Origin of the sequence: Agromyces sp. H17E-10 (genome assembly GCF_022919715.1) — a bacterium.
GTDB lineage: Bacteria > Actinomycetota > Actinomycetes > Actinomycetales > Microbacteriaceae > Agromyces.
The window spans coordinates 1,499,713-1,522,259 of record NZ_CP095042.1 but is presented as its reverse complement, the minus strand read 5'-3'; the positions used below and the strand labels follow the sequence as shown (position 1 = coordinate 1,522,259).

The 22,547-nt window shown below is 69.1% G+C and carries 7 protein-coding genes; 6 read left to right on the top strand and 1 reads right to left on the bottom strand.

The window, feature by feature from the left end; genetic code table 11:
- Positions 1-48: 48 nt before the first annotated feature.
- From MUN74_RS06775 to MUN74_RS06750, 6 genes are all read left to right on the top strand, one after another.
- The gene (locus MUN74_RS06775; protein ID WP_244855683.1) at positions 49-7,539 is read left to right on the top strand and encodes a DUF7507 domain-containing protein; all 7,491 of its coding nucleotides are present in this window, start codon (positions 49-51) and stop codon (positions 7,537-7,539) included.
- 329 nt (positions 7,540-7,868) lie between these two features.
- Entirely contained in the window at positions 7,869-14,117 is a 6,249-nt protein-coding gene (locus MUN74_RS06770) for a DUF7507 domain-containing protein (protein ID WP_244855682.1), read from the top strand.
- A 119-nt stretch (positions 14,118-14,236) separates the two neighbouring features.
- Positions 14,237-14,941 carry a bifunctional demethylmenaquinone methyltransferase/2-methoxy-6-polyprenyl-1,4-benzoquinol methylase UbiE gene (ubiE, locus tag MUN74_RS06765; protein ID WP_244855681.1) on the top strand — a complete coding sequence of 235 codons (705 nt, stop codon included), beginning with the start codon at positions 14,237-14,239 and terminating at the stop codon, positions 14,939-14,941.
- Positions 14,942-15,155: 214 nt separating this feature from the next.
- Complete coding sequence (locus MUN74_RS06760) at positions 15,156-16,280, top strand: polyprenyl synthetase family protein (RefSeq protein WP_244855680.1); 1,125 nt, start codon at positions 15,156-15,158, stop codon at positions 16,278-16,280.
- A gap of 70 nt (positions 16,281-16,350) precedes the next feature.
- Complete coding sequence (locus MUN74_RS06755) at positions 16,351-17,733, top strand: FAD-dependent oxidoreductase (protein ID WP_244855679.1); 1,383 nt, start codon at positions 16,351-16,353, stop codon at positions 17,731-17,733.
- A gap of 70 nt (positions 17,734-17,803) precedes the next feature.
- Positions 17,804-18,133 (top strand): cupin domain-containing protein, encoded by a 330-nt coding sequence (locus tag MUN74_RS06750; protein WP_244855678.1) that lies wholly within the window; start codon positions 17,804-17,806, stop codon positions 18,131-18,133.
- Positions 18,134-18,160: 27 nt separating this feature from the next.
- On the opposite strand, the gene MUN74_RS06745 is transcribed toward MUN74_RS06750, so the two are convergent.
- Positions 18,161-22,543 carry a DUF11 domain-containing protein gene (locus MUN74_RS06745; RefSeq protein ID WP_244855677.1) on the bottom strand — a complete coding sequence of 1,461 codons (4,383 nt, stop codon included), beginning with the start codon at positions 22,541-22,543 and terminating at the stop codon, positions 18,161-18,163.
- Positions 22,544-22,547 lie beyond the last annotated feature (4 nt).

The following is a 22,547-nucleotide window of genomic DNA, read 5'->3' as shown; positions in this document are numbered from 1 at the left end:
ATTCTGTCGGCGGCCAAAGGGGGAGCCATGGCGTTCAGCGACGCGGGAATGACCACGACCAGCACGAAGACGCGCAAGCGCGGCCTCGTCATGCTGACCGTCTGCGCGGTGCTCGCGGCACTGTTCATGCCGCTCGGCGTGCAGGCGGCGTACGCCGCGAACGGCCAACTGGTGCTCGAGCAGTTGCCGTTCGACAACACGTGCGAGGGGCTCGTGAAGACGGGCACACCCCCGTTCGACGCGACCGCGGGCGAAGGTCTCGACACCGGCCCCGACAACTGCCTCGTTCGGGTCAACGACTCGATCTTCCAGAACTACTCGGTGTCGCTGACCGGCCTCGACGCCGGACAGTCGGCAGACAACATCGTGCTCGAGTTCACGATCCACCCCGGCAACGGCGCCAAGATCCAGCTGGCCGGCCCCCTCGGTGGCGGCATGCCCGACGGATGCCTAAGCGGCACCGGCATCACCCCCGCGTCGTCGCAGAAGACGAACGCCGACGGGTCGGTCACGGTCGTGTGCAACCAGGGCAAGATGTCGTCGAACGTCGCGGTCGTGCAGCTGGTGTACAAGTTCGCCGGCGACAGCCCCATCCCGTCGACCGCGCAGGTCACGACGAAGGCGTACACCGCCGATCCGCTGATCGCGCCGGCGCCCGAGGTCACCGGGCCGGTCGTTGAGGTGACGGGAACCTCGGCCTGGGAGATCAAGAAGCTCCTGCGAACGGATGCACCGTGGAACGCCCCGTACCGCGTCAACCTCGCCGACGGTCCGTGGATCCGGATGGTGTACTGGCTCGACTTCACCAACCAGAAGGCACTCAACGGTGGTTCGGATGTGCAGTGGCCTGCGACGTTCTTCGACCGGCTCTCCGCCTTCCCGGACGCGATCATCGAACAGTGCTACCTGCTGAATCTGGGCACGGTCACTGGTGCTGGAGGCTGGAGCACGTCGTGCCCCACCAACACGGTGCAGGGCGCGAACGGTTGGCCCATCTCCCTCACTCGACAGGCGAGCGGCAGTACCGCCGGGGTGCGGCTGCAGCTGAACGTGCTGATCCCCGCGAAGGACTTCTATCGCACACTCGATCCCGGTTGGCAGCAGGGCGACCTTCCGCCGTCGGGCGCGGCGAACTGGCAGAACGCCCTCACCGAGACCGACGGGTGGCACCTCATCGGCGGCCAGCTGAACAACCCGACCGGCACGCCCGACCCAGCCCCCGGGTTCGAGCCCGGATGGGACGGCACGACGGCGTCGGGCGACAACGTCGTCGACAACTCGCTGAACCTCACCGAACCGAAGTGGGACCTGGCGAAGACCACGGTGCGATCCGTCTACGAGGAGCGCGACACCGACCTGAACCCGAACACCGCGCCAGTGCGCGGCTTCAACGTGACCTACCGCCTCGCGATCACCGAGTCGAACGGCACGATCATCTCCGACACGCTCGACGCGATGGACTTCACCGACGTGCTCAGCGACGCGGACGGGTTCACGAAGAACGCGATCCGCGTTTCGTGCGGCCCGACGCAGAACGCGCGAAACGCGGGCACGATCGCCTGCTCGCCGGCCACGGACGGGCGCACGACGATCACCTACACGCCCGCACCGGACCGGAACGATTGGAACCCCGCCAACGGTGCAGACACGGGGCAGCCGCTGAAGAACAACAGTTTCGACATCGTGTTCTTCATCCCGGTGCCCGAGCTCCCGCCGCTGTGCACGACCCCGTGGGACAAGACGTACGACTTCACGAACGAGGCACGTGACACCGAGGGCTGGACGGCCGGCGAATGGCCGATCAACCGCACCGGTCTCGAGCCCGGCTGGGACCCGGCGACGGGGGCGCCGGCGACCGGCAACAACATCACGACCGCGTCCATCCGTTTCAACACGGCGACCGTGAACTGCGGCACCCTGGATGGCGACAAGCAGTACGAGGGGATCGCCGGAGGTCTCTCCGCATGGGACCAGTTCACACCCGGTGACGTGATCAACTCGCACGTCTGGACGACCGCGACTGCGGAGCCGGTGAAGGTCGGCGCCCCCTTGCTCGGACTGTGCGACGTGTTCGACGTCTCGGTCTGGCGGCTCGTGGGCGACCCGCGAACCCCCGTGAACGGCACCGGTTCGAACCCGCGCCTGCAGCCCAATCCGGTCAATCAGCCGGGCGGTGCGATCGTCACGAACCCGAACTTCGACATCAACAACTACGTGATCGAGTACGCCGTCGGCACGAACTCGGTGGACACGCAGACCGGCACCGGTAACGGCCTGAACGCGACGATCAACACCACCGAGGCTGCGGGGTGTCGCGAGAACCCCGGTCCCTGGTCGTCCGACCCGGAGACCCAGTTCGGAGCAGACTGGCGCGACGAGGTGAACATGGTGCGGGTCCGCCCGAAGGACCCGGACCGCGTCGAAGCCGGCCCCTTCACCCTGGGCCTGTACGTGCCCATCCAGCTGCGCTGGCAGTACAACGGCGGACCGAACGCCGGTGAGACCATTCCCGAGCGCGTCTTGCTGAACAACGTTGGCGCGTTCCCCGAATACGACGCGAACCGCCAGATTCGGTGGACGACGCAGGCGCGGCTGCTGTCCGCCCCGCACCCCACGTACGGCGCCAAGGACTACACGTACGGCACCGACCCGTGGGGCGACGGCTTGTGGGCGGACGGGTACACGTTCGCACCGGGAACGCAGCTGTATTCTCGCGTGACCTTCAACGCAGATGGTGCACCCTTGGGCGGCCATAGGGCGCGCTCCGGCTGGCACTACGGGCAGCAGCTCGCAGGCGCGCAGGGCGCCGACACCAGAGGTTTCCCGGTCACCGACCCGATGGTCTGCGACACCTGGGACGTGTCGACCCTGAAGCTGTCGCGTGCGAACATCGCGATCAACACGGATGTCGATGTTCCGGGCGACTACATCATCGAGTACGGCATCGGCTCCAACGCCGTCGACACCCAGGCAGGTCCGAAGGTCGGCGGCTACTACCCGGTGACCTTCACCTCCCAGGTCACGGATGCCACCGCCTGCCGGAGCAACAGCTACCAGTGGACCACCGACCCGACCACGCTCGGCTCCGACTGGCAGGACAAGGTCAACATGGTGCGGATGCGCCCGAAGACCACCGGATACGTGGAGTACGCCGGATTCGAGATGAACATCTCCGTGCCGCTGACCGTGCGGAGCATCTACAACGGCGGCCCGAACGCGGGAGAGAAGATCCTCACCGGCATACGCATCCAGAACACCGGATCGTGGCCGCAGAACGATGTCACCCGCAACCTGTCGACATCGTCGAAGCAGGTGTTCTACACGGGCATGCTGGTGGCGGTCGCGAAGTCGGCGCAGCAGTCGACCTGGCTGCCGGGCCAGGACGCGAAGTGGACACTCCAGGTCGGCGTCAACAAGGGCCAGGTGGGCGCACTCATGGAGCGGCCGCAGGTCGTCGACGCGATCCCGGTGGGCCTGACCTACAACGACACGTGCACGAAGCAGACCCTGCCCGCAGGGTCGTCCACGTCCTACAACCCGGTGACGCGCGAACTGCTGATCAGCCTGCCCGACATCACCGTCGCGCAGACCGACTACTGGGCGTACAGCTTCACGGTGTGCACGACCATTCCCACGACGGCACAGCCCGGCACGTCGTACGTGAACCAGGTCTCGGCCCGCTCGCTGAGCGCCGAGAACAACCCCACGGCGCAGGCGACGACGAGCGCGTCGGGCTCGGGTCAGCTGGGCATCGACAAGTCGGTCGACAAGCCGCTGGTCGAGGACGGCGAGGAGTACACCTGGAAGCTCGAGTGGGTGAACACCTCGCGGCAGATCGAGTTCGCGGCGCCCGACATCATCGACGTGCTCCCGTGGAACGGCGACGGCGCGCCGAGCGCGCTGTCGAAGCGCGACCAGTACGCGTCGGACTACACGGGCACGGCGGAGCTGACGGGGGCGCTCGCCGCACCGAAGTACACGCAGGGCAAGACCGGCGACGTGCCGGGCACGTGGTACTACGCGACCGCCCCGTACTCGACGATCGATCCGAACGCGAAGTCGGCGAGCAACGCCGACCCGGCGGCCGCAGGCGGCCTCTGGAAGACCGCGGCTGAGATCTCGGACTTCTCGACGGTGACCGCGATCCGCTTCGTCTCGTCGGAGACGCTGGCGGTGACGACGCGCGTCGCCGCGGCCATCCCCATGGTGGCCCACGATGCGGAGCTCGGCAGCCTGTACGTCAACCGGGCGATGATCTACTCGGCGACGGTCGCGAACCAGCAGCTGCTGTCGACCGAGCCGACCGTGCTGGTGCCCGGATTCTCGGTGGGCGACCTGGTGTGGCTCGACTCGAACCTCGACGGTCGCCAGCAGCCGACCGAAGCGGGCATCGCGGGCGTCGCGATCGAACTGCTCGATGACGCGGGCGACGTCGTGGCGACCAGGACGACCGACGACGCGGGACGCTGGCACGTCGACCTGCTTCCCGCAGGGACGTACCGGGTGCGCATCCCGGCCTCGCAGTTCGGGCTCGGCGGCCCGCTGGCCGCCTACGTCCCGTCGCCGTCACGCAACGGCGACGCGGCCGGGGCCAACGAGACGGAGTCGAACAACAACACGGCCACAACGAGCCCCAGGCAGACCGGCATCACGAGCTCGCCCATCACGCTCTCGTACGAGCGCGACGATTCCGACCGAATCATCGGCGGCAACGGAACCGGTCACGACGTCGCCGGGCTCACTCCGCCGGACCTCCCCGAGTCGTTCACCGACTACACGATCGACCTCGCGATGGCGCCGGTCGGCGGTATCGACATCGAGAAGCACACGAACACGATCGACGCCGACACGGCCCCCGGTCCGTTCGTCGCGGTCGACGGCGCGGTGCAGTGGACCTACCTCGTCACGAACACCGGCGACACCGAGCTGTCGAACGTCACCGTGACCGATGACCAGGTCGACGCGGCCGACATCGACTGCGACGGCACCGGGGGCAACGTCGTCGCGGGCCCGCTCGCACCGGATGCCACGTTCACGTGCGTCGCGACCGGCACGGCCACGGCCGGACAGTACGAGAACACGGGCACCGTGGAGGGGACGGAGCCTCCCACCTTCGCGCTCGACGGAACCGAGCTCGACCCCGTCGTCGTCGGCGACACCGACCCGTCGCACTACTTCGGTGCGGTGCCGGCGGTCGATATCGAGAAGGCGACGAACGGTGAGGACGCCGATGAGGCGCCGGGTCCGCTGGTCGCGGACGGCGGCACGGTGGCGTGGACGTATGTGGTCACCAATACCGGCAACGTTCCGTTGACGGGTATCACGGTGACCGACGACCAGGTGGATGCCGCTGACATCGACTGCGCCTCCACGGGCAGCAACATCGTCGCGGGTCCGCTGGCGCCGGGCGGCACGGTGACGTGCGTCGCCGTCGGCGTCGGGGTCGCGGGCCAGTACGAGAACACGGGCAGCGTGGTCGCGACCGGTCCCGTCGCCACCGATGTCGACGGTGAGGAGGTGCCGGGCGTCGAGGTCGACGATGAGGACCTGTCGCACTACTTCGGCGTGGACTCGTCGGTCGACATCGAGAAGGCGACGAACGGTGACGACGCCGATGAAGCGCCCGGTCCGCTCGTTGCGGTCGACGGTGACGTCGAGTGGACGTATGTGGTCACGAACACCGGCAACGTTCCGCTGACCGATGTCGCGGTGACCGATGACCGGGTCGATGCGGCCGAGATCGACTGCGACGGCACGGGTGGCAACGTGATCGCGGGCCCGCTCGAGCCCGACGACACGTTCACATGCGTCGCGTCGGGTACGGCCGCGGCCGGCCAGTACGAGAACACCGGCACGGTGGTCGGGACCGACACGATGGACGCCGACGTCACCGATGAGGACCTCTCGCACTATTACGGTGCGGCGCCTGCGGTGGACATCGAGAAGGCGACGAACGGTGACGATGCCGATGAGCCGACCGGCCCGTACGTCGCCCCCGGCGGTGCGGTCGAGTGGACCTACGTGGTCACCAACACCGGCAACGTGCCGTTGACGAACGTGACCGTGACCGACGACCAGGTGGATGCCGCCGAGATCGACTGCGACGGCACGGGTGGCAATGTGATCGCGGGGCCGCTCGAGCCCGAGGCATCCTTCACCTGTGTCGCCACCGGCACGGCCACGGCCGGCCAATACGCGAACCTCGGCACCGTGACCGCCATCGACCCGCTCGAGGCGCAGGTCACCGACGAGGACGCGTCGCACTACTTCGGCAGTGTCCCGTCGGTCGACATCGAGAAGGCGACGAACGGTGAGGACGCCGACGAGGCGCCCGGCCCGCTGGTCGCGGTCGACGGTGACGTCGAGTGGACGTACGTGGTCACGAACACCGGCAACGTTCCGCTGACCGATGTCACGGTGACCGATGACCGGGTCGACGCGGCCGACATCGACTGCGACGGCACGGGCGGCAACGTGATCGCGGGCCCGCTCGAGCCCGAGGCATCCTTCACCTGCGTCGCCACCGGTGCGGCCACCGCCGGCCAGTACGAGAACACCGGAACGGTGGTCGGCATCGACCCGACCGAGGCCGAGGTCACCGACGGCGACCTGTCGCACTACTTCGGCGTGGCGTCGGTGGTCGACATCGAGAAGGCGACGAACGGTGAGGACGCCGATGAGGCGCCGGGGCCGTTCGTGCCGGTCGACGGCGACGTCGAGTGGACGTACGTGGTGACGAACACGGGCAACGTGCCGCTCACGAACGTGACGGTCACAGACGACCAGGTGGATGCGGCCGAGATCGACTGCGACGGCACGGGCGGCAACGTGATCGCAGGGCCGCTCGAGCCTGAGGGGTCCTTCACCTGCACGGCGACGGGCATCGCGACGACCGGGCAGTACGAGAACCTCGGCACCGTGACGGCCGTCGACCCGCTCGAGCAGGAGGTGACCGACGGCGACCTGTCGCACTACTTCGGTGCGGTGCCGGCGATCGACATCGAGAAGGCCACCAACGGGGAGGACTCGGACGAGGCGCCGGGCGTGCCGCTGACGGCCGGTGACGAGGTCGTGTGGACGTACGTGGTCACCAACACCGGCAACGTGCCGTTGACGAACGTGACCGTGACCGACGACAAGGTGGATGCCTCGGAGATCACGTGCGGCGATGGCGAGTCGAACGTGTTCGAGGGGCCGCTGGCGCCGGGCGAGTCGTTCGAGTGCACCGCGTCGGGCGTCGCCATCACGGGGGCGTACGTGAACACCGGCACGGCGACCGGCATCGACCCGCTGCAGACCATGGTCACCGACGCCGACCCGGCGAACTACACGGGCACGGTGACGTCGACCCCGCCGACGGAGACGCCGGCACCGAGCGACCCGCCGGCGTCCGACCCGCCGGCGTCCACTCCTCCGGCGAGCACGGCCGGCGACCTGCCCGACACGGGCGTCGCCCCCCTGGCCGGCATCGTCGGCGGCGCGATCGCGATCATCGTCGGGTTGATCGTGATCTTCGCCACCCGTCGCCGCAAGGCCTAGCGGCGACCCGATCGAGCCGCGCCCCCTGCAGCGGGGGCGCGGCTCGATCCGCGGTGCGCTCGTGCCCGCCGACTGTCGGGCGCATCGATGACCGTGTCACCCATTCCGCACGCACCGCCGACGCGATCGTTTGTCAGCACATCATGCGATACGCGTGATGCGGAGCGTCGCTCGTCTTCGGGACTGTAGTGCGGGGATCCTCCGCGACGGTGACCGACACCGCCCTGCGGGGGACAGGGGGAACGATGTCGGTTCAGCGGATTGACCCAGTCCACTCGAATTCGCGAGCGCGGGGGCGCCTCGGACTCGTCTTCGTCGCGGTGCTCGCCATGGTTGCGGGGCTCGTGCTGCCAGGGGCGATACAGCCCGCCTGGGCCGGCCCCGGAAGCCTGATCTCGGGCGTCGCCTGGGCCGACACGAACCGCAATGGAGTCCGAGACCCGGGCGAGCCGGTGCGGGCCGGTGTGCCCGTCCAGCTGCTGTCGTCGCCCGCCGGCGCGGTGATCGCGTCGACGACGACGAACGCGGCGGGTGTCTACAGCTTCCCGCATGCGGGGGACGGCACGTACGTCGTGCGGGCCGACGCCCCGGGCGCGTTCAAGTTCCCCGACGCGGCGAGCGGGCAGAACGACTTCGCGCGGGCGGGTAACCCGAATCCGGGTGAACCCGAGCGGGGCGTGACCGCGCCGTTCACCATCACCGGAGCGACGCAGGTGACCGCGCTCGATGCGGGTCTGCAGCCGATCGCGACGCTGGTGGCGAAGAAGCTGCCTGAAGCGGTCGCCTGCGACGGGTTCGCCATCACGGGCACGCCGCCGTTCGACGCGAACGACGAGCCGGGCAACGACTCCGGTCCCGGCAACTGCATCGTGCGTACCGACGACAACGTGATGCAGTCGTACTCCGTCTCGCTGACCGGCCTGCCCACGGGGGCGTCGGTGCCGAACGTCGTCGCCGAGTTCACCGTCTCCTCGCCCGACGGCGCGGAGCTCGAGTTGGCCGGTCCCGGCACGAACGGAATCCCGGCCGGATGCCTCGCGGCGGTGAACGGCGCCAATCCGCCGTCGTCGCGCACGCTGAACCCCGACGGATCCATCACGGTGACCTGCAACCTGGGCACGATGTCGTCGAACGTCGCAGCGGTGCAGCTCGCCTACCGGTTCACGACCGAGACGCCGATTCCGTCGCACGCGAGCATCGCGATGCACGCCTACGCGGGCTCCGGCGATGCGGGCGTATCGCCCACGGTCGACGGCCCGGCCGTCGAGGTCACCGGGACGGCGCGCTGGAACCTGGAGAAGACGCTCTATCCCGGCAACCTCAACAGCGGGTCGGGCCCCGACTACACCGAACTGACCGTCGACGGCACGGTGCACGAGGGCTACATCGTCCGCTACATGTTCAAGATCACCGACATGCTCGGCGGCACCGGCGGCGCCGAACTCGTGTGGCCGGTCACCTTCACCGACGTGATGCCCGAGTTCCCGAACGCTCGCATCATGCTCTGCCGTGGTGCGTTCGGCAGTGACGGCGTGTTCGGAGGATCCGCTTGGGCGCTCGAGTGCCCGAGCGTGACCGAGGTGCAGGGCGCCAACGGCTGGCAGCTCGGCATCCGCCCGCTCAGCGGAGTGGGCGGCGACACCGGTGTCGGCTACATGGTGATGCACGTGTTCGTGCCGATGGACGAGATGAACCGGGCCATCGACTCCGCATGGGAGCCGGGAGACGACATTCCGACCGGCACATTCGACTACGAGAATGCCGCGAAGGACACCGACACCTGGGCGATCAACGGCGGCGCACTGAACTACGGCGACGGTCACGAACCCGGCTGGGACGGCACCGGCGACAACCTCGCGGTGCGTGAAGCGACTGCCGCGGCTCCGCGGTGGGACCTGCAGAAGGTGTTCCGCGGTGGACCGACCTATGGCACGGAGACCGTCGCAGGAGCGCCGACCGACGGGTACTACATCGACTACAACCTGACGATCATCGACCTGGCCGGCCCCGACAACGTCGGACCGTGGCTCGATCACCCGGTCGAGTTCCGGGACCGGTTGGTCAGCCACCCCGGGGCCGTGCTCGTGTCGTGCTTCTCCCTCCCCGAGTTCAACACGGGCGCCCCGACGTGCGAGACCGGCGCGCAGCCCACCGATGGGTGGGACATGAGCTTCGAGCCGAATCAGGCCGGATTCGACGCGCGACGCGGTCAGTTCGTCGCGCGCATGTTCATCCCCATGTCGGCGATGCCGGCCGACCCCTGCACGTCGAACGTCACGCTCGACCTGCGCAACGAGGCGATCGGCTCCGAGCATTGGACCGTCGATGGCGAGCCGAACAACGGCACGGGCTTCGAACCCGGATGGGACGGCACGACGGCGACGGGCAACAACCTCGACGTGCGCAGCATCCGGCCGGCCGCGAGCCAGTGCGGTGCGATCGTCGGCGACAAGCAGTACATCGCCACCGAGACGGGCGGCGCGTACGGCGGCAACCCGAACCAGTTCCGCGCGAGCTATGCGGGCCACACGCTGAACACGCTCGTGTACCTCGACGGCAACAGCAACCGCGTCTCGGTGACCGACCTGCAGCTGTGCGACGTCTTCGACGTCTCGACGCAGTTCATCCGCCCCGGCGGCAACGCCTGGATCTCCGGCACCGGCTCGGTGAACATCGCCGACTACGTCATCGAGTACGCCGTCGGCCCGAACGCGGTCGACACACAGGCCGGGCCGTTCGACACCTCGGTCAGCCTGTTCCCGAGCGACACGTCGTCGCTCACTGCTGCAGCGATGGACTGCCGCGGGTACGCCGGGCCGTGGTCGACCGATCCGACGAGTTTCGGAGCCGACTGGCGCGACCACGTCAACATGATGCGGGTGCGACCGATCGATCCCACCCTCACAGAGGTCGGGCCGTTCCGGCTCAACCTGATGTCGGGCCTGCAGGTCCGCTCGCACTACAACGGCGGTCCGAACGCGGGTGAGATGATTCCGCACCGCATTCGCCTGGCGAACGTGGGCGCCTGGCCGGCCGGCGGCACCGGCTGGTCGAGCGTGCTACGTGAACGACGCTTCGAAGGACCCGAGCTGCAGGTCGACAAGACCGTCACGCCGACCCAGTACCTTCCCGGGGACACGGCCGTGTGGGACCTCAACGTGCTGGCCAACAGGACGTTCGCCGGCATGACGATGTACGACGTGAAGGTCGTCGACACGATCCCACCAGACCTGCACTTCGACGCCGCGTGCACCCAGGCGAGGCTGCCCGAGGGCGTTTCGATGAGCTACGACCAGGCGAGTCGGCAAGTCACCTTCCTCGGTGGAGACGTCGACATCGTGACGACGGGCGTCAACCAGTGGATCTTCCACCCGACCGCGGCCGGGGCCCGCCACCTGCAGATCTGCACCACGGTGGACACACTCGCCCAGCCGGGTGACACCTACGTGAACACGATGCAGGCGAGCGCGAGCAACTCGGTGAGCGCGCCCACCGACACCGCCACCATCCAGGTCGTGGGGTCGGGGCAGATGGGCATCTCGAAGAGCGTCGACAAGTCGTTCGTCGCGAGCGGTGACGACTACTCGTGGACGCTCGACTGGGGCAACACCTCGACCGTGCTGTCGTTCCAGGCGCCTGACGTGATCGACGTGCTGCCGTGGAACGGCGACGCTGCCGATGGCGCGCTCTCGCATCGTGATCAGTACGCGACCGACTACACCGGTCTCGCGCAGCTCACCGGGCCGATTGACGCCCCGACCTACATTCGCGGCGGTGGTGGCGGCGACGTGCCCGGCACGTGGTACTACACGACCGTCGCCCCGGCGACGGTGGACCACGACGCGCGCGATGCGTCGAACGCCGACCCGGCCGCGGCCGGTGGCCGGTGGGTGACGGCCGCCGAGGTGACCGACTTCGGCGACGTGACGGCGGTGCGGTTCGTCTCGAGCGGACCGCTGCCGGTGCAGTCACGCGTGCGCGCGGCGATTCAAGCGGTGTCGACGAGCAACACGCTCGACAACGTGTACGTGAACCGCGCGATGATCTACTCGCCCACGTTCGAGGAGCAGCCCCTGCTGTCGAACGAGCCGTACGTGCTGATGCCGGGCTTCAGCCTCGGCGACCTCGTGTGGATCGACGGCAACGGCAACGGTCGCTTCGACGACGGCGAAGCCGGAGTTCCCGGCGTGACCGTGCAGGTGCGCGACGCCGACGGCGACCTCGTCGCGACCGAGGTGACCGACGCCGACGGCCGTTGGTCGGTGGCGGCGCTCCCGGCGGGCGAGTACACCGCGCACATCCCGGCCGCGATGTTCGCCTCGGGCGGCCCGCTCGCAGGCAACGTGGTGCGCACCGTCGGGTCGAGCGAGGCGCTCGATCCGAACGAGAACGCGGACAACAACAACACGGCCGCGCCCGACCCCGCGACGACCGGGTTGACCAGTTCGCCCGTCACACTCGCGTTCGAGTACGTCGACGACGACCTCGTCGGGGGCAACGGGCCGGCCGGCGATGATGTCGCCGGGCTCGCCGGGCCGCTCATTCCCGACGAGTTCACGACGTTCACGGTTGATCTCGCGGTCATGCCGGCGCCCGCCGTCGACATCGAGAAGTCGACGAACGGCCAGGACGCCGACACCGCCCCCGGCCCGTTCGTCGCGGTCGACGGCAATGTGCGCTGGACCTACGTCGTCACGAACACCGGCGGGGTGGACCTGACCGACGTCACCGTGACCGATGACCGGGTCGACGCGGCCGACATCGACTGCGACGGCACCGGAGGCAACGTCGTCGCGGGCCCGCTCGCACCGGATGCCTCGTTCACGTGCGTCGCGACCGGCACCGCCACGGTCGGCCAGTACGAGAACACGGGCTCGGTCGTCGGCACCGACCCGACCGATGTCGACGTGACCGACGACGACCCGTCGCACTACTTCGGTGCGGAGCCGGCGGTCGACATCGAGAAGGCGACGAACGGTGAGGACGCCGACGAGGCGCCGGGTCCCCTCGTCGCCGACGGCGGCACGGTGGCGTGGACGTATGTGGTCACCAACACCGGCAACGTTCCGTTGACCGACATCACGGTGACCGACGACCAGGTGGATGCCGCGAGCATCGACTGCGCCGGAACCGGCAGCAACATCGTGGCCGGCCCGATCGACCCCGACGAGACGGTGACGTGCATCGCGGCCGGTGTCGGGGTCGCGGGCCAGTACGAGAACACGGGCAGCGTGGTCGCCACGGGCCCGGTCACCACCGATGTCGACGGTGAGGAGGTGCCCGGGGTCGAGGTCGACGACGACGACCCGTCGCACTACTTCGGCGTCGACTCGTCGGTCGACATCGAGAAGGCCACGAACGGTCAGGATGCCGATGAGGCGCCCGGTCCGCTGGTCGCGGTCGGCGGCGATGTCGAGTGGACGTATGTGGTGACGAACACGGGCAACGTGCCGCTCACGAACGTGACGGTCACCGATGACCAGGTGGATGCCGCGAGCATCGACTGCGATGGCACGGGCGGCAATGTCATCGCGGGCCCGCTCGAGCCAGAGGCATCCTTCACCTGTGTCGCCACCGGCACGGCGACCGCCGGCCAGTACGAGAACACGGGCACCGTGGTCGGCACCGACACCATGGATGCCGAAGTGACCGACGGCGACCCGTCGCACTACTTCGGCGTGGCGTCGGCGGTCGACATCGAGAAGGCGACGAACGGTGACGACGCCGACGAGCCGACCGGCCCGTACATCGCTCCGGGCGGCGCCGTCGAGTGGACCTACGTGGTGACGAACACCGGCAACGTGCCGCTCACCAACGTGACCGTCACCGACGACCAGGTCGACGCGGCCGACATCGACTGCGACGGCACGGGCGGCAACGTGATCGCGGGGCCGCTCGAGCCCGAGGGCTCGTTCACGTGCGTCGCGACCGGCACCGCCACGGCCGGGCAGTACGCGAACCTCGGCACCGTGACCGCGGTCGACGTGCTGCAGGCCCAGGTCACCGACGAGGACGCCTCGCACTACTTCGGTGCGGAGCCCGCGATCGACATCGAGAAGGCCACCAACGGTGACGACGCCGACGAGGCGCCCGGCGTGCCGCTGACGGCCGGTGACGACGTCGTCTGGACGTACGTGGTCACCAACACCGGCAACGCACCGCTCGTCGACATCGCGGTGACCGACGACAAGGTGGATGCCTCGGAGATCACCTGCGGCGATGGCGAGTCGAACGTGTTCGAGGGGCCGCTGGCTCCGGGCGAGTCGTTCGAGTGCACCGCGGCGGGCGTCGCCATCACCGGTGCTTACGTGAACACCGGCACGGCGAGCGGTCACGTACCGGGCACCGAGCTCGTCGTGACCGACGCCGACCCGGCGAACTACACGGGCACGGCCGTCGTGATTCCGCCGACCGAGTCGCCCGAGCCGAGCGACCCGCCGGCGTCCACCCCTCCGGCGAGCGCGGCCGGCGACCTGCCCGACACGGGCGTCGCCCCCCTGGCCGGCATCGTCGGCGGCGCGATCGCGATCATCGTCGGGTTCGTCGTGATCGTCGCCACCCGCCGCCGCAAGGCCTAGCGGCGGCACGATCGAGCCGCGCCCTGACCCCTTGGGCGCGGCTCGATCCGTGCCGTGCACCGACGTGCGCTCGCCCGGGTGCCCGCAGCCGCCGCGGCACCCGCCGGTAGACTCGAGGGATGACGCGCGCAGACCTCGGCAAGGACCCCCGCGAGGTGTCGGCGATGTTCGATCGCGTCGCCGCCGCGTACGACCGCACGAACAACGTGCTCTCGGTCGGCAATGCCCCGCTGTGGCGAGTTGCGACGACGCGTGCGGTCGACCCGAAGCCGGGCGAGCGCATCCTCGACGTCGCGGCCGGCACGGGCACCTCGAGCGCGAGCCTCGCGAAGTCGGGCGCCTCGGTCGTCGCGGCCGATTTCTCGCCGGGCATGATCGAAGTCGGTCGCAACCGGCAGGCCCACGTGCCGAACCTCGTGTTCGTCGAGGCCGACGCGACGAAGCTGCCGTTCGACGACGAGTCGTTCGACGCCGTCACGATCTCGTTCGGCCTGCGCAACGTCAACGAGCCGAAGAAAGCGCTCGACGAGTTCTTCCGCGTGACGAAGCCCGGCGGACGCCTCGTGATCTGCGAGTTCTCGCACCCGCCCGTCGCCTTCGTGCGCCTCGGCTACGACGTGTACCAGCGGTACGTGATGCCGCCGCTCGTGAAGCTCTCGAGCTCGAACGACACCGCCTACGAGTACCTCAACGAGTCGATCAAGGCGTGGCCCGACCAGCCGACGCTCGCGTCGTGGATCCGCGAGTCGGGTTACACCAAGGTCGCGTGGCGCAACCTCACGATGGGCGTCGTCGCCCTGCACCGGGCCCGCAAGGCGGGTTGAGGAGGCGCGCCAGCGCCGTCTCGAAACCCGGTCGTCGGTTTCGAGACGCGTCCTCCTTCGTCGGGCGCTCCTCAACCCACGGGTCTCGATACGCGTCCTCCTTCGTCGGGCGCTCCTCAACCAGCGAGTGAGACCGACTCGGCGGCGAAGCCGGCGGCATCCGTTCGCCGTCGGTGACACGGGTGCGCATACCGGCACCGGTAGGCTGGTACGCGTGAATCCGAGCCACCCGGTCGCACGTCGCGGCTCAGCGCTCGCCGCCAATCTGGGCCTGAGCGAGCGGGTCTTCGCGTCCGCCGCCGACAAGGCCATGGCGCGGGCGATCGACGAGGGCATCGAACGTGTCGAGGCGGGCCTCGTGCGCGAGGTGCAGTTCGCCGACTCCATCGCCGACGTCTCGACGCGGTACCTGCTCGAGGCGGGCGGCAAGCGGGTTCGCCCGATGCTCACCCTGCTCACCGCGCAGCTCGGCGCGGGCATCACCGACGACGTCGTGACCGCCGCCGAGGCGATCGAGATCACGCACCTCGGCTCGCTGTACCACGACGACGTCATGGACGACTCCGACCGCCGACGCGGTGTGCCGAGCGCGCACGCGGTGTGGGGCAACTCGGTCGCGATCCTCACGGGAGACCTGCTGTTCGCGCGTGCGAGCCAGCTCATGGCGAGCCTCGGCGAGCGGGCGATCAAGATGCAGGCCGACACGTTCGAGCGGCTCGTGCTCGGGCAGTTGCACGAGACGGTCGGGCCGACCCCCGCCGACGACCCGATCGAGCACTACATCCAGGTGCTCGCCGACAAGACCGGCTCGCTCATCGCGGCGGCCGCGCAGTCGGGCATCGTCTTCTCGGGCGCCGACCCGGCGTTCGAGGCGCCCATCATCGAGTTCGGCGAGAAGGTGGGCGTCGCCTTCCAGCTCATCGACGACGTGATCGACCTGTCGCCCCAGCCCGAGGAGACGGGCAAGGTGCCCGGCACCGACCTGCGGGCGGGTGTGGTCACCCTGCCGCTGTTGCGGCTAGCCGAGATGGCGAAGACGGATGCCGCTGCAGCAGAGCTCTACGCCCGCATCGAGCGCGATGTGCTGCCGGTGACGGCGCCGGCCGAGCTGGGCGACCCGCTCGACACCAACACGATGGCATCGCGCATCGTGCCGTCGCGTGCGACGGTCGACGCGATCGTCGCCGAGCTGCGCGCGCACGAGGCCACGAAGGCGACGCTCGCCGAGGCGCACCGGTGGGCGAACGAGGCCGTGGCGGCGCTCGCCCCGCTGCCCGACGGCAGCGTGAAGAAGGCGCTGACCCGGTTCGCCGAGACGGTCGTCGACCGGCAGAGTTAGACGCACGGCGACCGGCCGGTCGGCGCAGCCGCATCGACGGAGACGGATCAGACAGACCCCGAGGAGTGACGTGACGAGGAACAAGCTGCGACTGGCGATCGTCGGAGCCGGCCCCGCCGGCATCTACGCCGCCGACATCCTGCTGAAGGCCGAGCGCAACTTCGACGTCTCGATCGACCTGTTCGATCACCTGCCGGCCCCGTACGGTCTCGTGCGCTACGGGGTCGCGCCCGACCACCCGCGCATCAAGGGCATCATCACGGCCCTGCGCGAGGTGCTCGATCGCGGTGACATCCGCATCTTCGGCAACGTGCGCTTCGGCGAGGACATCACGCTCGACGACCTCAAGCAGCACTACAACGCGGTGATCTTCGCGACGGGTGCGGTGCGCGACGCTCCGCTCAACATTCCGGGCATCGAGCTCGAGGGCTCGTACGGCGCGGCCGACTTCGTGAGCTGGTTCGACGGGCACCCCGACGTGCCGCGCACGTGGCCGCTCGAGGCTCGCGAGGTGGCCGTGATCGGCAACGGCAACGTCGCCCTCGACGTGTCGCGCATGCTCGCGAAGCACGTCGAAGACCTCATGGTGACCGAGATTCCCGCCAACGTGGCCGCCGGGCTCGCGGCATCCCCGGTCACCGACGTGCACGTGTTCGGGCGGCGCGGCCCGACCTCGGTGAAGTTCACCCCGCTCGAACTGCGCGAGCTCGGCGAGCTGCGCGATGTGGACATGATCGTCTACGACGAGGACTTCGACTACGACGACGCCGCGCGCGCTGCGGTGTCGGGCAACAAGCAGGTGTTCGTCATCGACAAGGTGCTGAACCAGTGGCGTCAGCGCGAGGTCGGCCAGGCGTCGCGCCGGCTGCACCTGCACTTCTTCGCGAAGCCGCTCGAGATCACGAGCAACGGCGACGGCAAGGTCGCGGGCATCCGCTGGGAGCGCACGAAGTCGGACGGCGCGGGCGGGGTCGTCGGCACGGGCGAGACCCGCGAGCTGCCGATCCAGGCCGTGTACCGCGCGGTCGGCTACTTCGGGTCGCCGCTGCCGGGTGTGCCGTTCGACAAGAAGTTCGGCGTGATCCCGAACCACGAGGGCCAGGTGCTCACGCGCGACAAGGAGACGGGCGAGGCCCGCCAGATGTACGGCGTCTACGCGACCGGCTGGATCAAGCGCGGCCCGGTGGGCCTCATCGGCCACACCAAGTCGGACGCGATGGAGACCATCAAGCACCTCATCAACGACCTCGGCAACTGGTGGCGCCCCGAGTCGCCGTCGGAGGAGTCGGTGATCGAGCTGCTCGAGTCCCGCGGCATCCGCTGGACCGACCTCGACGGCTGGCACCGCCTCGACGAGCACGAGCAGGCGCTCGGCTCGGCCGAGGAGCGCGTGCGCATCAAGGTCGTTCCCCGCGACGAGATGGTCGAGGTCTCGCGCGGCGAGGTGGCGTAGACCGCGTTTCGCGGGCTGAGGAGCGAGCGCAGCGAGCGTCTCGAAACCCCTGTCGAGAGGATGTCGCCCCATGAGTGATTCGTTCGTCGTCGTGGCCGTGGCAGGCGACGATCTGGCCTCGGAGAATCCGATCGTTGCGGGCCGGGTCAGCTCGGCCCGGGTGCTGAAGGCCGACGGGGTGCGGCTCATGCACCTCGCGTTCGACACCGGTGAGGCGCTGACCGAGCACAGCGCCGCGGTGCCGATCACGGTGCAGTGCCTCGCCGGCCGGTTCCGGGTCGAGGCGGGCGATGAATCGACCGAGCTCTCACCGGGCGGCATCGTGTACATCGCCGCGCGAGTTCAGCACGCGGTGCATGCGCTCGAAGCGGGGCGGCTGCTGCTCGCGTTGCACGGCTGATCGGTCGCCGCTGGGCGGGGTCGGGGGCTAGCCCTTTCCGTTCTTGCCGGTGCCGCCCTTCACCACGATCGACGCGTCGTTCGCGTTGTTCGAAGCGGCGGGGTCGGGCGTCGTGCTCGTGACCGACGACTTGTTGAGGATGGTGCCGACGCTGCCGGCGGCCTGCGCCTCGATCACGAACTGCACCGTCGCACCGGCCGGCAGCGGGTCGGCCTTGCAGGTGACCCGGTGTGCGACCTTGTCGTAGGTGCACTGCGGCGAGACGTACTGCACGACGAGCTTCTTCGCCGTGAGCGGCAGGATGTCGGTCACGACGATGTCCTGCGCGTCGGACGGTCCGCCGGTGCCGCAGTTCGGCGTCGGCGTGGACTGCGCGTCGGACTCGCACCCCGTGTCGTTGTGGACGGTGAGCGTGTACACGATGACCGGTGCCGGGTTACCCGACCTCAGGGTCGCGGTCTTGTCGATCCAGATGTCGGCCGCGGTGTCGACGGCCGTCGACTCGTTCGCGGTGTTGTCTGAGGGATCGGGGTCGGGGGTCGCCGAACCGACCGTCGCGGTGTTCACCAGTACGGCGTCGGCCGGCAGCGAGGGCGACGTGTCCACCGTCAGGTAGACCGTCACGGTCGCCCCGGGAGCCATCGTGCCGAGATCGCACACGACGTCACCCGGTTGCACGAGCGCGCAGACCGTCGCACCGTTGCCGTCGACTCCCTCGACGAAGCTCGTTCCGTCGGGCAGCTCGTCGGTGATCTCGACGTCGGTCGCCGTCGAGGGACCTGCGTTGTGCACGGTGATCGTGTAGGTGAGCGGGTCGCCGGCGATGACCGGGTCGGGCGAGTCGCTCTTGGTGATCGACAGGTCCGCGGATGCCGCGACTTCGGTGGCGACGGTGTCGAGGTTGTTCGCCAGGTCGTCGTCGAAGGTGTCGCTCGAGACGCGGGCGTCGTCGTGCAGCGGCCCGATGAAGTCGGGAAGGATGCGCACGTCGATCGTCATGGTCCTCGCGGCGTTCGGCGCGAGGTTGCCGAACGAGCATCGAGTGGGTCGGGTCGAGTCGCCCGGCACCCCGGCATTGCAGGTCGCTCCGCCGGTACCGCTGACCGCGAGGATCTGCACGCCGGCCGAGAGGTCGTCGGTCACGACGACGCCGGTCGCGGTCGACGGTCCGTGGTTCTGGATCGCGATCGTGTAGGTGATGTCGGTTCCGGCGGTCGCGGTGGCCGGGCCGGTCTTGTCGACCGAGAGGTCGGTGACCGCCTTGACGTTGATCGACTCCTGCGCCTTGTTGTTCGACGTGACGGGGTCGGGCGTCGGCGAGTTCACGGTGACGACGTCGTTGATGTCGACGTCTTCGGTCGCCGAGACCTCGACGACGATCGTCGCGCGCCCGGTCGCGGTGGGCGAGGCCGCCGCGAGATCGCCGATGGTGCACGTGATCACGCCGTTCGCCGGCGCACCGCAGGTGCCCTGGCTGGGTGTCACGGTGCCGATGGCGAAGTCGCCGTCGCTCAGGTTCGTGTCGGTGACGACGATGTCGCGGGCCGACGACGGGCCGTGGTTGTCGACGAAGATCGTGCAAGTGCCCGTCTGGCCGGCGGGCAGTTCGCCGTCGGGCTTGCACACCTTCGTCACCTCGAGGTCGCTGCGCTCCTGTACGAAGGTGCGCTGCGTGAAGGTGTTGTCGCTCAGGTCGCCGTCGACGCTCGCGCTCGAGACCGAGACGACGTTCTCGATGCGCAGGGTGCCGTCGTCTTCACCGACGACGGTGTCGGAGTGGACTCGGGTCTTGATGACGAACGACCGGCTCTCGCCGACGGGGATGTCGCCCATCGTGCACGTCAGCTGGTGGTCGAGCGCGTCGTAGGTGCAGTCGCCGTCGTCGGAGAGGTAGTCGACCTCAGGCGGGAGGCTGTCGACGACCACGGCTCCGGCCGCGGCATCCGGACCGTCGTTCGTCACCGTCACCGTGTAGAAGAGTTCTTCGCCGGCGATGACCGGGTCGGGCGAGTCGGTCTTGGTGACGCGGAGGTCGGAGACGGGGATGACATCGGAGATGTCGTCGACGAGCCAACTGCCGCGACCCATGGTGCCGACGAGCAGCACGTCGTCGGCCGGGTCGACGTGCAGGTCGAACGCGATCGTGTTCGGCAGGCCCGAACCGAGCTCGGCCCAGACGCCGAGGTTCTGGGTCTGGCTGACGAACACCCCGGCGTCGGTGCCGGCGAGCAGCGCGAGCACGTTCGTTCCGGGCACCGGCACGATCTCGAGCGAGCGCACGTTGGCTCCGGGGGCGAGCCCGCCGAGGTTGCCCGTCACCTCGGTGAAGGTCGCCCCGGCGTCGACGGTGCGGAACACGCGAGCGCCCGTCGAGACGAACGCGTCGGCCCAGTTCTCGGGGTTGAGCACGATGTCGGTCGTGACGCCGTTCGTCCAGCCCGGCAGTGCCGCGGGTGCACCTGCGCCCGCACTGCGCAGGAACAACTGACCGGTCGAGTCGCCGAACCAGAGCACGCCCGGGTTGTCGGCGCCGCCGGCGCGGCCACCGTAGGCGATCGCCCGAGTGGTGCTCGTGAGGTTGTTCGCGGGGCCGCCGAGTCCGTTGACGATGATGTTGAGGTTGTCGAGCGAATCGGTCGACTCGTAGACACGGTTCGACGTCACGATGAACCGCGTCGGATCGATCGTGTTGATCGCGAGCGGCGTGTAGAGCGGCAGCGTCGTGTCGAAGTTCTGGATCGTCTGGCCCTGACCGACGACGTTGAACCCGGGCGCGGAGTTCGCGCACACGTTTGCCGCCGTGCAGGTGCGGCGCAGGAACGAGCCGGCGCCGAAGCTGTTGGAGCTGCTGAACCGGATCGACGACGCACCCGCGTCGTTGACGGCGACGAAGCCGCCGTCGCCGGCGCTCAGCTCGGCCCAGCTCGTGCTGCCCGAAGCCGACTGCTCGGCCGCGCCGGTGTCCTGGTCGCCGCACAGCACGAGGTCGCCGACGCTGTCGTAGTCGCAGGAATGGTGTTCGCTGATCTGCAGGTTGCCGTTGAGCGAGCGCCATTCGCCGTTCGTCGTCGACGGGTCGGTCTGGCGGTAGACGCCGCCGTCGTCACCCTCGAGAATGTCGCCGTTCGCGTCGAACACCATCTCGCGCGAGTCGGCGTGCGGGGCGCTGTTGTCGGTCGTGCCGTTGTGGGTCAGCGGAGTGCACTGCGCGTTCGCCGCGAGCGCTGAGTCGCACCGGAACAGGCGACCGCTGAACGTGTTCGCGCCGATCGAGTTCGGGAAGTTGCCGGTGTTGGCTCCTTGGTCGAGCGGCTGCCGGTCACCGCCGACGTAGACGAGGGTCGGGTCGCCCGGGTCGGCGACGATCGAGAAGTGCACGCCGCCCTGGCCGCCCGGCTTCTCGCGCGGCTGGAGGCCGACGATCGCGCCGCCCTCGTTGGTGACGGGCGTGTCGAGCTGCGTCCAGTTGGTGCCCTGGTTCGTCGATCGCCAGAGCCCGTTGAGCTGGCCGGAGTTGACGACGCCGGCGTAGACGACGTTGTTGCCCGCCGAGTTGTGCACGGCGAGTTCGAGGTTGTTCGTCGTCGCGTTCGAGATGCCGGTGACCTGGTTGGTGACGTTGCTCCAGGTCGCACCGGTGTCGGTGCTGAGGAAGATGCCCTGCTGTGAGCCCGCGTACAGTACGGCGGGGTTCGACGGGTCGCCGACGAGGTCGAAGACGCCGATGTTCGGCAGGCCGCTCGTGCCGTTGCCCGAGAGGCGGGTGAAGGTCGTTCCGCTGTTCGTGCTGCGGAAGATGCCGCCCTGCCCGGCGCCGAAGACGTTGCTGTTGGCGTTGGACGACACGACGATCGTCGTGCCGCGGGGTGCGACACCCGAGATGCTCTCGCCGGCGAGCTGCGCGCCGCCGAGCGGTGTCCACGTGGTGCCGCCGTCGGCGGTGCGGAGCAGTCCGTTGAGCGGCCCGGAGATTCGGCCGAACGAACTGACCCGGCCGATGCCGGCGAGCAGCACGGTGTTGGTCGCGACCGTGGGGTCGAGCTCGAGGGCGCCGATCGAGAGGCTCGCCTGCTGGTCGGTCAGTGGCGTCCAGGTCGGCGAGTTCGCGGTCGCGTTCATGGTGCGCCAGACGCCGCCGTTGACGGTGCCGACCCACGCGACGTTCGGATCGCTCGGGTGCGCGACGACGGTCTGCACCGCTCCGGCGACCTCGTCGTTCGGCGCGACGCTCTCGACCTGGCCGCCGGTGATCGGCGACGGGCCCAGCGCGTCGTAGTCGGCGTCGATCGTCGCGGCACCCGCGGGCGCGGCGAACAGGCCGGCACCGACGAGCGCGATCGCCGCGACGGCGGCCGCGAGCCTGATCGGACGCAAGCGGCGAGACGGGTGGGCAGCGTTCGGCTCGGACATGATG

Coding starts and splice junctions, on each gene's coding strand:
- MUN74_RS06775 (WP_244855683.1), top strand. CDS start 49: ATGACCACGACCAGCACGAAGACGCGCAAGCGCGGCCTCGTCATGCTG.
- MUN74_RS06770 (WP_244855682.1), top strand. CDS start 7,869: ATGGTTGCGGGGCTCGTGCTGCCAGGGGCGATACAGCCCGCCTGGGCC.
- ubiE (WP_244855681.1), top strand. CDS start 14,237: ATGACGCGCGCAGACCTCGGCAAGGACCCCCGCGAGGTGTCGGCGATG.
- MUN74_RS06750 (WP_244855678.1), top strand. CDS start 17,804: ATGAGTGATTCGTTCGTCGTCGTGGCCGTGGCAGGCGACGATCTGGCC.
- MUN74_RS06745 (WP_244855677.1), bottom strand. CDS start 22,543: ATGTCCGAGCCGAACGCTGCCCACCCGTCTCGCCGCTTGCGTCCGATC.